Origin of the sequence: Streptomyces sp. NPDC096339 (genome assembly GCF_044762985.1) — a bacterium.
Classification (GTDB): domain Bacteria; phylum Actinomycetota; class Actinomycetes; order Streptomycetales; family Streptomycetaceae; genus Streptomyces.
In genome coordinates this window covers 106,216-119,251 of the sequence record NZ_JBIWFI010000015.1, presented here as the reverse complement: position 1 = coordinate 119,251, position 13,036 = coordinate 106,216, and the positions used below count along the sequence as shown (strand labels likewise).

Sequence of the window (13,036 nt, the reverse complement as noted above, 5' to 3'; positions counted from 1 at the left end):
CGGCGGCCGGCCCCGCGTCACACGTCCCAGGTGACCGGGAGGCTCTTGACCCCGTGGATGTCCGCGGTCTCCGGGCGCACGGCGACTTCCTCGGCCGGTACGGCGAGGCGCAGCGTGGGGAAGCGGCTCAGCAGCGCGGAAAGGGCGACCCTCATCTCGATGCGGGCCAGCTGCGCTCCCAGGCACAGGTGGATCCCGTGGCCGAAGGCCAGGTGCCCGCCGTCCTCCCTCCGCAGGTCCAGTGCGTGGGGCTCGGCGAACCGCTCGGGGTCGCGGTTCGCGGTGTTGTACGACAGGACGACCGTCGTGCCGGCCTCGATGATCCGGCCGCCCACCTCGACGTCCTCCAGCGCCGTCCTCATGAACGACTTGGCGACGCTCAGGTACCGCAGCAGCTCCTCCACGGCCGGGTCGATGAGCGCGGGATCGGCGCGCAGCGCGGCCAGTTGCTCCGGGTTCCGCAGCAGCGCGAAGACCCCGAGGGACAGCATGTTCGCGGTGGTGTCGAAACCGGCGGCCAGCAGGATCAGGGCGATCCCCTGCAGCTCCTCGTCGGTCAGGTCGCCGTCGGTGAGTTCGCTGAGGACGTCGTCGGTGGGGTTCGCTCGCTTGGCGGCCACGAGCCGTGCGAGGTACTCCTGGGTGGCGGTGTAGGCGGCCAGCAGGTCCTCGTCGTTCGTCTCCCCGTTCATGAACTTGTCGATCTGTTCCTGGAAGGAGTCCCGGTCCTCGTACGGCACCCCCAGCAGCTCGCAGATGACGATGGTGGGGATGGGCTTGGCGAACGCGGTCACCAGGTCCGCCGTCGGCCCGGCCTTCGCCATGGCGTCCAGGCAGTCGGCGGTGATCTGCTCGATGCGCTCGGTGAGCAGTCGCATCCGTCGCGCGGTGAACTTGCCCACCAGCGGCTTGCGGTAGCGCCCGTGCTGCGGTTCGTCCATGAGGAGGAACTCGCCGGGCGGCGCGGGGGGTATCTCGAAGTCGACGACGTTCAGGAGCTCTTTGCGCGAGCTGAACCGCGGGTCGGCCAGGACCGACCTGACCAGGTCGTATCCGGTGATCAGCCAACCGGGCTTGCCGCCGGGGTGGGTGTAGCGGCTGATGGGGCCGTGCCGACGGGCGTCGACCAGCTCGGCCGGCGGGTCGAACGGACAGCCGGGCCGGCGCTCTGTCGGCATCGTCGTGACGGTGTGGACGGATTCACTCATGACCATTCCTCATCTCGCGACATCACATGCTTGACTCGCATCGAAAGCTACGTTGCATTCACGTTTCGGTCAATCAGTCGAGATGCATTCAAGCAGGTCAACGCCGTTAAATCAGTGCAATGGATTGGATTTGAATGCAATGATCCGTTGCAATGGGCTGAGGTGAACGCGCCGGCTCGGCGTGACCTGTCCGCCGGTCGTGCCGTCCAGCATCTCGCGCAGGACGCCCAGGTGGCCGTTGTGGCGGGCCGTCTCCTCGGTGAGGTGGAGGAGGATCCACCGCAGGTCCACGTGGAGGCCGCCGCGGACGGCTCGCCGCGCCCGTTGTGGCCGAAACCCCTGCCGAGCAGCGGGCCGCGCACGAAGTCGCTGTTCGACGACCCGAAGCAGCCGGCGGATATTCCGTACCGCGCCGACGCCCCAAGCAGCAGACTCACCTCATGGTGGTGGACATGGACGTGCTGCGGGACGAGATCGGCAGCTGGGCGGCAGGTGGCTCCGGCGGGCCGGCGAGCGAGCTGGTCCAACGGCTGCGGGTACGGACGGCGGTACTGCTCGAAGGGCCCAGCGACCTCGCGGCCGTTGAAACCCTCGCCGCGCGGCGCGGCCGCGACCTGGCCGCCGAGGGGGTCTGCGTCGTGTCGATGGGAGGAGCCATGAGCGTCGGCCGCTACGCCGCTCTCCTCGGCCCGACCGGTCTCGGCCTGCGCCTGACGGGGCTGTGCGACGCGCGCGAGCAGGGCTTCTTCGACCGCGGCCTGGAGCGGGCAGGGGCGCCGCGCGCGGGGATCTTCGTGTGCGTGGCGGACCTGGAGGAAGAGCTCATCCGCACGCTGGGCACCGCACGGGTCGAGGAGATCGTCGAGGCCGAGGGCGACCTCCGTGCCTGGCAGACCTTCGTGCGTCAGCCCGCACAGCACGGCCGCTCCGCGCAGCAGCGGTTGAGGCGCTTCCTGGGGACGAAGAAGGGCCGGAAGATCCGCTACGGTCACCTCCTCGTCCAGGCCCTGGACCCCGATTCGGTGCCGGCCCCTCTGGAGGGCCTCCTCGCGAGCCTCTGACCGCGACGTGGCGCGCCGTCCGCCGTGGCGACACCACCGCGCACCTAACATGCGGGGATGGATCTCCGAGCGGGCCAGGTGGCGGTCCACTACGCGGAGCACGGGACGGGGGCCGGTAGGCCCGTGCTGGTACTCCACGGCGCCGGTGTCGACCACCGCGAGACCGAGGCGTGCTTCGAGCCCGCCTTCGACGGCGTCGCGGGGCTGCGGCGGATCTACCCCGACCTCCCCGGGATGGGCCGGACGCCCGCTCCCGAAGCGCTGCGCAGCGCCGACGACGTCCTCGACACGCTGCTCGCCTTCGCCGACGAGGTCTTCGGCGGGGCCCCGTACCTCCTCGTCGGGCACTCGGCGGGCGCGTACTACGCACGGGGGATGGCCGCGAGGCGCCCCGCGCGGGTCGCGGGTCTGGCGCTCGTCTGTCCGTTGCTGCCGGGACCACACGACGTACCGGAGCACCGTGTCGTCGCAGGTTCGGGCGAGCTCGGTGACGAGGTCTTCCGCGGCTACTTCGTCGTCCAGACCCCGGAGATGCTCGAACGGTACGAGCGGTACGTCGCCCCGGCCGCGGAGCTCGTCGACCAGGCCGCGCTCGAACGCATCGGGGAACGGTGGGCGCTCACACCCGTTCCGGCGGCGGTGTACGAGGGTCCGACGCTGATCGTGGCGGGGCGGCTGGACTCGACGGTCGGGTACGCCGCCGCCACCGAGCTCGCCGGCCACCACCCGCACGCCTCGCTCGCCGTGCTCGACGACACGGGACACGCCCTGCCGCACGAACAACCGGAGCTGCTGCGCGCCCTGCTCGCCGAGTGGCTCGTACGCGTGGGGCGCTCGGGCTGAGCCGGCCGGACTACGCGCGGATGTGGGGGCGCGACCGGGTTCGTGACCCCTGGCGGCCATCCTCCCGTTGCTCTGGGTATGTTCCCAGTTCTCCCGGTGTTTATCATTCGGGCCGTACCATGCGCGAGCCGGACGCGTGGAGCGTACCGCGGGCGTCAGGGGGAGGCGCGATGGCTGCACAACCGTACGACCACATGCAAGGGCAGCGCGAGATGAACGGGAACGACCTGCCGGGCGGGGTGGAGCTGTACCACCTCAGGCCGGACGGCGGCATCGTGCTCGCCGATCGCGAGGGGTCCCGGGAGCTCGGGCCCGAGCGGGAGTTCCTTCGGTTCATCGACGACGGCCAGTTCGCGCACTACCTCGTGGGAGACGCGGCCACCTCGCCGGAGCGGCCCTCCAACGCCACGGTGAAGCTGGGGGTCGTCGGCCCTCGCAGCGCGTTCACCCCGCACGCGCACGGGGGTGAGCACTTCGTCCTCAGCCTGGGCCACGCCGCGTGCGGGCTCTACGACGCCGACCGCGGTCGCGTCACCCAGGTACCGCTCGCACCCGGCATGCTGATCCGCATCCCGGAGATGATGCCGCACTCGTTCGCGAACCGGGGTGACGCCCCGCTGACCATCCTCGCCGCCAACACGGGGTACGGGATCGACCACGAGGACTACGCGATCACCGCGGCGGAAGCCGAGCACCGTGCCTCCGCGAGCACCGCGCGGCCCGGCCCCACGGCGGGTCGCGCCGCGACGGCGCTCGACACCGCCACCGACTACCGGGTCCTGGCCGCCGCGCTGCGCGACATCGAGCTCGCCCAGCGGGTCGACGGCATCCCCGGCACCGGCGTCCGCGAGCGGCTGGCCGCACGGCTGCGCCGGGTGGCGACGGCGCTGGAGGTCGGCAGGTGATCTGTCCGCACTGCGCGAAGAACCTGCTCCGCAAGGAGCGTCCGGGCAACCGCTGCTCCCATTGCGGGCGCCGGTACGCGCTGGACCCGAAGACCAACCCCCTGGGCCTGCACGACCTCCGGGTGCTGCGCATCGCCGCCGGGCTGACGGACGAAGGACGTGTCCGGATCACGCCCGGCCAGTTGTGGTACGCGCTGTCGCGCAAGCGGATCAGGGAGGCCAAGGGCGCGGCAGGTTGCGCGGCCGGGGCGCTCGCCATCGGGGTTCTCCTCACCCTCGGGGCCCTGATCTTCCAGGTGGCGTTCCTGCTGTACGTCTCGGGGACCCTGCTGGCGAGTTGGCTCGCCATCCTCGTCGCCCGGCGGACGGGAGCCGTGGGGGGCGTCCCGCCCATACCCCGCGCGCACTTCCGGTCGGTGGCGCTCGTCGAGTGGCTTCAGGTGTACGGGAGCCTGCCGGCCGGCGTGGTCGACGACGACGGCCTTGCCCTGCCCGAGCGGCCGAAGGACGCCCCGGCGCCGAACGCCGTGCTCGTCTGCCCCGATCCCTCCATCGCCGCCTTCCTCGCCGCCGACGGGCTGCCCGAGCGCCACGGCATCGCGCTCGTCCGGGGCGCCGAGCAGGTGCGGGCCCTGCTCCCCTCGCTGCCGCCGCGCGGCCCGGTCCTGGTCCTCCACGACGCCGACGCACCCGGTGAGCTGCTCCTGCGGACGCTCCGCGCCGGTCACCCGGAGCGTCCGGTGGTCGACGCCGGAGTGGCGCTGCGTACGGTCCGGGGCCTGACGAAGGCCGTGCCGTACCGCGACCCCGACGGGAAGCCCTCGGCCGAGGAGAGGCGCCGGCTCGAAGCCCTGGGCGAGTTCACCCCGGAGGAGCTGAAGTGGCTGGCGCACGGCTGGCGGTTCCCGCTGGTCGGCGTTCCCCCGGTCAAGCTGCTCGCCGTGGTCGACCGGCTCGCCGGACAGGCCGCCCGCGGCGGCGACGCCGAACGGCGCCGGGCCACGGAAGCCGGCTTCATGACCTGGCCCGGGGCCGCCCCCGGCGGCACGGATCCGCAGGACGTGTCGCGGTGATCTGCCCGAACTGCTCGACCGAGCTGAAGCTCAAGGAGCGCACCGGCCGGGTGTGCTCGCACTGCCACCGCGGCTTCGCGCTGGACCCCCGGATGTACGGCACCGGCATGCACGACGTGCGCATCCGTCGCTGCGCGGAGTCCCTCACCGATCACGGCCGGCTCAAGGTGACGATCACCCAACTCTGGTACCGCGCGCGGACACAGAGCTCATCCTGGCCCGCGCGGAAAGCGCGGGGCATCCACCCCGGCATCACCTGGCCCGTGGCCCTGGCGGTCTGCGCCGGGCTGATCGCCCTGGCGACCCGCATCAGCGGCGCCCCCGCCTTCTGGACCGGGGTCGGCGCCGTTCTGGTCCTCGTGGTGCCCAAGCTGGTCCCGTACGAGCGGGCCCGGAGCGCGGGCTCCTCCATCACCCCTTCCGAGTACGGCTTTCGGGGGATGATGACCAGCGCGTGGACCACGACGTACGGAGGGCTGCCGCAGGGTGTCGTGAACGACGCGGACCACGTTCTCGGACGCGCCGCGAAGCGGCCGCACGAGGCGAGGGCCGTGATCCTGTGCACGGACCACACCGTCGCGGTCTTCCTGGAGGCGAACGGCGTGCCCGCGCGGCTGAAGGCCGTCCTGCTGGAGGCCCTCCCGGACTACGCCCACGAGGACCTCGTCGAAGACCCCGGCCGGCTCCCGGGCGACCCGTCGGGCAACGTCCCGGACGGGCTCCCGGTCGTGGTGGTCCACGACGCGAGCGCCCTGGGTGCCCTGCTGGCGCCGCTCTTGCGCATCACGCATCCGGACAGGGTCGTGGTGGACGCCGGGCTGCCGGTGGCCGCGGTCCGGCGCCGGCGCGGCGCCGTCCACCGCGCCTCACCGGCACCGGCCGTGGACGCGGAGGCGCTGCGATCGGTGGCGGGCCTGTCCGAGGAGGACGCCGCCTGGCTGGCCGCCGGGTTCTGGAGCCCGGTCGCGGCCGTTCCCCCGGCCCTGCTCCTCGGCGTCGTCGAGCAGGCGGTGGAACGGGCCGTGGCCGCCTGCGCCCCGCCCGGCCCCGCGCCGGAGCACGCCTTCCTGACCTGGCCGGACGCCCCCGTGATGAAAGGTACGTCCCCCGCATGAGCACGAGCACGACCCCGCGTACGGATGGGGGCGCGGGTAGGGGCCTGCCCGGCTCCGCGTCCGCCGCACGCCCCGGAGCGCCCGGCTTCGGGGACCGGCTCCTGGACCTGGCGATCGGGAAGGCCGCCGCCCTCGCGGCCGACCCGGGCGGGCTGCGGTTCACGGAGCGCCAGCTCTACTACGAGACCTGCCGGGTCCTCAGCCCGACCTCCCGGATGCTGCGCCGTGTCCCCCGCACCCCGGCGCCCGTGCTGCGGCTGCCCTCCTTCACCCGCGCCCTGGACGGGCGCGGGCGGGAGACCGTACCGGGTCTGCTGCCGGCAGCGGTCCCTCCGGGGGAGGGTTCCGGGTCCCGTCCGTCCGAGCCCGACCTGTACGACTACGGGCTGCCCCGGCTGCTGCTGTGCCAGGACCGCTCGATCGCCGCGATGCTGCTCGCCAACCACGTCCACCTGGAGGCGGCCTGCCCGATCCTCACGGTGGCCGACGCGCTGCCGTTGGATCCGCGCCTCGTCGCGGCCCTGGAGCGGGCGGAGGGCGCCACGGTGCACGTCCTGCACGACGCGAGCCCCGAAGGGGTGACGCTGCCGGCCCGGGTACGGGCCGCGCTCGGCCCCGCGGCCGGGGTGCGGGTCAGCTCCCTGGGTCTCGTACCGCGACACGTGTCCGCCCTGCGGCTGCCCACCGGGCGCGGCCCGGCCCTCGCCCCGGAGGCGGGCGGTGACTGGCCGGCCGCGCTGCGGCCGCGCGAGGCGGCGTGGCTGGCCCGGGGCCGGTTCGCCGAGGTGGCAGCGGTCCCGCCGGCCAGGCTCGTACGGACGGTGCTGCGCCTGTCCCGGGGGCCGCGCCCGCCCCGCGACTCCATGTGGGGCGATCTGAGCGGTCTGCGCACCGCCGGCTTCATGACCTGGCCCACCGCGTGAACGGCCCCCGCCACCCCTTCCACAGACCCGAGGTACGCATACGATGATCCGGCCCCAAGAGATCGGCTACGCGGACGAGCTCCTCGCCGACGGCACGGTGCACCGCAGGTACGAAGACGGACTGGAGGAATGGCGCAGCCGGACCGCCGACCGTCCCCACCTGGTGAACTGGCGCGACAACCGGGGAGGTTCGGGGACCGATGAACTCCTCGGCAACCGGCTCATCAAGCGCACCCTCGCCGACGGCACCCCCCTGTACGCCCGGGACATCGGCTACGGCCGGACGGTGTGGCCGCGCGGCGAGCGCGTCACCGTCAACCGCAGCTCCTTCGGCGGCCGGATGGGGGTGCTGCTCGCCGGTCTGGGGGTGGCCGCGCTCGCCGTGACGGCCGCCCATCTACCACCGCTGATCATGAGCCCGGAGGAGGAAGAGGAGCTGCGCCGCCAGCAGGCCGCGTCGTCGTCCTCGGGCGGCGACGGAGGCGGTGCAGCCGGCGGGGACTCCGGCGACGACAGCTGGGAGGACGGCTGGGGCGGCGACGAGGACGCCTGGAGCGACGACGACTTCGGCTGAGCCGGAGCCCCGGACACCGGGACAACGGGACAGCCCGCACGAAGCACGAAGCACGCAGCACGCAGCACGAAGGAAAGGAGCCGTCCGTGGCACGTCTCTGCGCCTGCCTGGCCGAGACCACCGGGCGGGCCCGCGCCCATCTGGAGAGCATGGGCGCGGTGGGGCCGGGCCACGTCCCCGTCGGCGTACCCGGAGCGGAGCTGAGTCTCGTCACCGGCGAACCGGGCCGCGCCACGGGCCCGTTCACGGCGCACGGGCGCACCGCGGTCGGCGAAGTGACCCTCCACAACCGGCCGGTGCTGTTCGCCGCCCTCGCGGCCCGCGCCGCGGCGGCCCCGCCGCCGGGCGACTGCTCCGACGGCGAACTCCTGCTGCACTGCTGGGCGTTGCTGGGCGAGGCAGGAGTGGCGCTGGCCGAGGGGATGTTCGTACTGGCCGTGCTCGACGGCCCGGACCTGGTCCTGATCCGCGACCACGTAGGCGCCCGTACCCTCTTCTACGCGCGGGCCGACGGCGCCTGGGCGGCCTCGACCTCGCTGCGGGCGCTGCGCCGCTGGCCGTCGCTCGGCACGTCCATGAACCTGTCGGCCGTCCGCTCCTTCCTCACCTTCGCCTACCTGCCGGGCGAGGAGACCCTCCTCACCGGGGTCCGCGAGGTGCTGCCCGGAAGGATCCTGCGGCTGGCCCGCGACGGCGAGGTCACCGAAACCGTCCACTGGGAGCCCCGGGAGCACGTCGAGGACCCCGGCCCCGACGGCCCGACCGGCCATGTCCTGGCCCTGCGCGCCCTGCTGGAGCAGGCCACCGCGGCCCGGCTGCCCGAGGCGGAGCCCGCCGCGGTGCTGCTCTCCGGGGGGATCGACAGCTCCCTCGTCACGGCCCTGGCCGCGAAGCTCCACGGCCATCCCGTCCACACGTACTCGATCAGTTTCGGCGACGACCTGCCGAACGAACTGGGTTACTCGGGCCTCGTCGCCTCGCACTGCCACACCCGGCACCGGATCCTGAACGTATCGGGGGCGGCGGTGGCGTCACGGCTCGCCGAGGCCGCGGCGCTCCTGGACTGCCCGGTCGGGGATCCGCTCACGGTGCCGAACCTGATGCTGGCCGAGGCCGTGGCGGCGGACGGTGCCTCCGTGGTCCTCAACGGCGAGGGCGGCGACCCCGTCTTCGGCGGACCGAAGAACCTCCCCATGCTCGTGCAGGAGATGCACCGGACGCCGGGCGCGCCCTGGGACGAGGACCGGGCGACCGCGTACCTGCGCTCGTACCGCAAATGCTGGACCGACCTCCCGGTGCTGCTGACCACGCCGGTCCTCGAAGCGCTGCGGGACGCCCCTCGCCTGGAGCGGCACGTGGAGCCGTACCTGACGCCGCAGGGCCCCGGCCCGTACGCCATGGAACACCTCCTCAACCGGCTGCTCCACTGCAACCTGCGGACCAAGGGGGCGCACCACATCCTGACGAAGGTGGAACGCCTCACCTCCTCCCAGGGCGTCGAAGGCCGCTCCCCGCTCTTCGACCGGTCGGTCATCGACCACGCGTTCGCGACGCCGCCGGGTTACAAGCTCCGCGGCACGGCGGAGAAGTGGATCCTCAAGGAGGCCGTACGGGACCTGCTCCCGGCGACGGTGGTCGACCGGCCGAAGAGCGGGATGCGAGTGCCGGTCCAGCAGTGGCTGACCGGCCCGCTGCGCGACCTCGGCCAGGAGATGCTCCTCGGCAGCCGGTCCCGGCAGCGGGGCCTGTTCCGGCCGGAGACCGTCCGCACCTGGCTGAAGGGCGAGGGCACCCTGCTGCCCAGGCAGGGCGGCAAGCTGTGGCTGGTGCTGACGCTGGAGCTGTGGCTGAGGTCCTACGACATATGAGTTCCGAGCAAGACCCCGATCCGCGAGAGGCACCGATGACCGCCGTACCCACCGAACCGTCCGAGCTGACCGACCCCCGCACCGGGCGGGTGCGCGGTACGGCGGCCCTCTCCCGGGGGACGGAGGTGGCGGCCGCCGTCACGGCGGCCCGTGGCGCGCTCCCCGGCTGGAGCGCGCTGACCCCGAAGGACCGGGCCCGCCGGCTGGACCGGCTCGCCGCCCTGGTCGAGGAGCACGCGGACCGGTACGCGGCCCGCGAGCAGGCGGGCACGGGCAAGCCCGCGGCGGAGACGGCGGGGGAGATCGAGCAGGTCGCGGACCTGTTCCGGTTCTACGCCTCGGCCGCGCGCACCCGGACCGCCCCCGCCTCGGGGCATCTGGTCGAGGGCCACGAGAGCTGGGTCCGCTGGGAACCGATGGGCGTGGTCGGGGTGATCGTGCCGTGGAACTACCCCCTCCTGATGGCGGCCTGGCGGTGCGCGCCGGCCCTCGCGGCGGGCAACACGGTGGTGGCGAAGCCCGCCGAGACCACCCCCGACAGCCTGGAACTGCTGGCGGAGCACGCGGCGGTGGCGTTGGGCGCGGGCGTGCTCCGGTACCTCCCGGGCGACCGGGAGACGGGCCGGCTCCTCGTGGAGTCCGGGGTGGACATGGTCGCGTTCACCGGCAGCGGCCGGGCCGGCTCGGACGTCGTGGCGCGGGCGGGGACCCGCCGGGTCAGCCTGGAACTGGGCGGCAACGCACCGGCGATCGTCCTCCCGGACGCCCCCGCCGACACCTACGAGGCCCTGGCGGAGGCCGCCACGTACAACGCGGGCCAGAGTTGTGCGGCCCCGGCGCGGGTGATCACCCTCGCGGAGAACTACGAGGAGACCGTCGCCGGGCTGGCGGCGGCGATGGGATCGCGGCTGGCCGGCCGCGACTTCGGTCCGCTGAACAATCCGGACCAGGCGGCGCGCTACGACGCTCTGGTCGCCTCCTCCGCCGCCAAGCGGAACTTCGCGGCCGGCGTCTCCCCCGATGCCGGCGAGGAGCGGGGCCACTGGCGCCCGGCCCGTCTGCTGGCGGACCTCCCGAACGAGGACCCGGCCGTCACCGAGGAGGTGTTCGGCCCGCTCCTCACCGTCCAGCAGGCACCGGACGTGGAAGCGGCCCTGGCCCTGGCGAACGGTGTCCCGCAGGCCCTCGGGGCAAGCGTGTGGACCACCGCCCTGGCCACGGGCCTCGACCTGGTCGCCCGGCTGAACGCGGGCGAGGCCTGGCTCAACTGCCACCTCGTGCAGACGGCCGAGCTCCCGCACGGGGGCCGGGGTACGTCGGGCCACGGCACGGACCTGAGCATCCTGGCGCTGCACGAGTACCAGCGGCCGAAGACGGTGACCGTGCGGGTGGTGCGTTAGCCCAGGAACTCGGTGACGAGTTCGGCGAAGGCTTCCGGGGTGAGGACCGTGACGCCGAGTTCCGCGGCCTTGAGGGCCTTGGAGCTCGGCTTGCCGTTCGCGGACGGCGCGCAGACCAGGTAGGTGGTCTTGGAGTTGACGCTGCTGCCGGCCTTTCCGCCGGCCTTCTCGATCAGGGCGTTCATCTCGGAGCGGCCCAGCTTCTCCAGGGGCCCGCTCATCTTCCCGGTGACGACGACGGTCGCTGCCGCCAGCGGACCGTCCCCCGGGGTGATCGGCTGCTGCGGCTCCGTCATGTTGACCCCGGCCGCGGCCAGCTTGTCGATGACGGGGGCCAGCGAGGCGACCTGCTCGACGATGACCGGGGCCTTCTCGCCGCCGATGCCTTCGACTTCCTGCATCAGTACCGCGTCCGCCCGCCGGATGGCGTCCATGGTCCCGAAGTGCGCGGCGATGCGGCGGGACATGCTGCGGCCGGTTCCGAGGACGCCCAGGGCGCAGAAGACCCGGCTGAGCGGGCGGGACTTGGCGGCCTCGATCTGCTCCGCCAGCTTGGCTCCGCGCTTGGCGCTGCCGGAGGCCGTGGTGAGCTGCTCCTCGGTGAGGGTGAACAGGTCGGCCACGTCCGTGACGGCTCCGGCCTCGATGAGCGCGTTGACGTACGTCCTGCCCAGTCCGTCGATGTCGAGCATGTCGCGGCCCGCGGCGTACTCGATCAGTGCGGGCAGCGCGCAGGCGGTTCCGCGGGCGCAGCGCCAGCGCTCCTGGCTCTTGTCTATCTCCCCACCGCAGTTGGGGCAGGCCGTGGGCAGCGGCACCTCCTGCGCGCCGGCCGGGCGCAGGGCGGTGACGGCGGCCTGGACACGGGGAATGATGTCGCCCGCCTTGTAGACCGTGACGGTGTCCCCGAGGTGGAGGTCGCGGCGGCGGATGTCGGCCGGGTTGTGGAGGGTGGCCCGGGTGACGGTGGTTCCGTCGAGCTCCACCGGTTCGAGGAGGGCGGTCGGGGCGAGCACTCCGGTGCGGCCCACTTCCCAGATCACCTCCGTCAGTACGGTCCGGCGCTCGACGGCGGGCAGCTTGAAGGCGATCGCCCAGTACGGGAACCTGCTGCCGAAGCCCGCCGCGGCCTGTTCCGCCGCGTCGTTCGCCTTGATCACCACGCCGTCGATGCCGAACGGCAGACCGGGGCGCAGCGCGGCGATCTCGTCAACCTTCCGCTGCGCTTCGGCGAGGGTGGCGACGACGTGGAGTCCGGCCGGTGTGGCGGCCGTGGTCTGCACGCCCGCTTCCGCCACGGCGGCGAGGAGTTCGGCGTGCGTGGCTCCGGCGGGGGCGAAGGCGCCGCCGTCGAGTTCGACCGCTCCGTACGCCCAGAAGGTCATGGCGAGCCGGTAGGGGCGGTCCTTCGCCCGCAGGGTGCCGGCCGTGCCGTTGCGGGGGTTGGCGAAGACCTGTGCGCCGTGTGCGGTGCGGACCTCGTTCGCGGTCTCGAACTGCTCGCGGGTGAAGAGGACTTCGCCGCGGACCTCGAACGTGGCCGGTACGGGCAGCCGCTCGGGCAGGCCCTCGATGGTGCCGATGACGTGGCTGACGTCCTCGCCGGTGGCGCCGTCGCCCCGGGTGACGATCTGCTCCAGGCGGCCGTCGCGGTAGCGGGCGGCGACGGCCGCGCCGTCCATCTTCGGCTCGACGGTGAACCCGCCGGCGGGCTCGTGGCCCAGGCGGCGCTGGAGGGAGGCTCCCCAGGCGACGAGGCCGGCCGGGTCGAAGACGTTGTCGAGGCTGAGCAGGCGGGTGGTGTGCGCGATGTCGCCCGCCGGGGCGGCGCCGTCCCCGACCAGGCCGGTAGGGGAATCCTGGGCGGCCTCGTCCGGGTGGGCCTCCTCCCAGGACAGCACGGCGTGCCGGAGCCCGTCGTAGGTCGCGTCGTCCAGGGGGCTGTCGCCGTCGCCGTAGTAGGCCGCGGAGGCCTCGCGCAGGCGGGTGAGGGCGGCCTCGTACGCGTCGCGGCCGGACATGACGGACAGCGCCTCTGCGGCGGTGATGTTCTTCATGAGCATGAT

General features: G+C 73.3%; 11 protein-coding genes and 1 pseudogene. 9 read left to right on the top strand and 3 right to left on the bottom strand.

Annotation, left to right across the window (positions count from 1 at the left end):
- Positions 1-17: 17 nt before the first annotated feature.
- The gene (locus ACIQ5Y_RS20740) at positions 18-1,208 is read right to left on the bottom strand and encodes a cytochrome P450 (RefSeq protein WP_403882126.1); all 1,191 of its coding nucleotides are present in this window, start codon (positions 1,206-1,208) and stop codon (positions 18-20) included.
- Between the two features lie 192 nt (positions 1,209-1,400).
- Positions 1,401-1,583: pseudogene (locus ACIQ5Y_RS20735) on the bottom strand (DUF664 domain-containing protein); the annotation flags it as partial.
- 65 nt (positions 1,584-1,648) lie between these two features.
- Between ACIQ5Y_RS20735 and ACIQ5Y_RS20730 the strand changes: the two are divergent.
- From ACIQ5Y_RS20730 to ACIQ5Y_RS20690, 9 genes are all read left to right on the top strand, one after another.
- Positions 1,649-2,269: a TOPRIM nucleotidyl transferase/hydrolase domain-containing protein gene (locus ACIQ5Y_RS20730; protein WP_403882123.1), complete on the top strand. Its 621-nt coding sequence runs from the start codon at positions 1,649-1,651 to the stop codon at positions 2,267-2,269.
- 57 nt (positions 2,270-2,326) lie between these two features.
- Positions 2,327-3,112, top strand: a complete 786-nt coding sequence (locus ACIQ5Y_RS20725; RefSeq protein WP_403882120.1) for an alpha/beta fold hydrolase — start codon at positions 2,327-2,329, stop codon at positions 3,110-3,112.
- A gap of 170 nt (positions 3,113-3,282) precedes the next feature.
- On the top strand, positions 3,283-4,017 hold the full coding sequence (locus ACIQ5Y_RS20720; protein WP_403882117.1) for a cupin domain-containing protein: 735 nt from the start codon (positions 3,283-3,285) through the stop codon (positions 4,015-4,017).
- Positions 4,014-5,090: a hypothetical protein gene (locus ACIQ5Y_RS20715; protein WP_403882115.1), complete on the top strand. Its 1,077-nt coding sequence runs from the start codon at positions 4,014-4,016 to the stop codon at positions 5,088-5,090. Before ACIQ5Y_RS20720 ends, ACIQ5Y_RS20715 begins: the two co-directional genes overlap by 4 nt.
- A complete protein-coding gene (locus ACIQ5Y_RS20710; RefSeq protein WP_403882112.1) occupies positions 5,087-6,205 on the top strand; it encodes a hypothetical protein in 1,119 nt (372 codons plus the stop codon). Before ACIQ5Y_RS20715 ends, ACIQ5Y_RS20710 begins: the two co-directional genes overlap by 4 nt.
- A complete protein-coding gene (locus tag ACIQ5Y_RS20705) occupies positions 6,202-7,128 on the top strand; it encodes a hypothetical protein (RefSeq protein ID WP_403882110.1) in 927 nt (308 codons plus the stop codon). Before ACIQ5Y_RS20710 ends, ACIQ5Y_RS20705 begins: the two co-directional genes overlap by 4 nt.
- 43 nt (positions 7,129-7,171) lie before the next feature.
- Positions 7,172-7,702 carry a hypothetical protein gene (locus ACIQ5Y_RS20700; RefSeq protein WP_403882107.1) on the top strand — a complete coding sequence of 177 codons (531 nt, stop codon included), beginning with the start codon at positions 7,172-7,174 and terminating at the stop codon, positions 7,700-7,702.
- 86 nt (positions 7,703-7,788) lie between these two features.
- The gene (locus ACIQ5Y_RS20695) at positions 7,789-9,570 is read left to right on the top strand and encodes an asparagine synthetase B family protein (RefSeq protein WP_403882104.1); all 1,782 of its coding nucleotides are present in this window, start codon (positions 7,789-7,791) and stop codon (positions 9,568-9,570) included.
- A 35-nt stretch (positions 9,571-9,605) separates the two neighbouring features.
- Positions 9,606-10,970, top strand: a complete 1,365-nt coding sequence (locus tag ACIQ5Y_RS20690) for an aldehyde dehydrogenase family protein (protein WP_403882101.1) — start codon at positions 9,606-9,608, stop codon at positions 10,968-10,970.
- On the opposite strand, the gene ligA is transcribed toward ACIQ5Y_RS20690, so the two are convergent.
- The gene (ligA, locus tag ACIQ5Y_RS20685) at positions 10,967-13,027 is read right to left on the bottom strand and encodes an NAD-dependent DNA ligase LigA (protein WP_403882098.1); all 2,061 of its coding nucleotides are present in this window, start codon (positions 13,025-13,027) and stop codon (positions 10,967-10,969) included. The genes ACIQ5Y_RS20690 and ligA overlap by 4 nt on opposite strands.
- Positions 13,028-13,036: the final 9 nt, after the last annotated feature.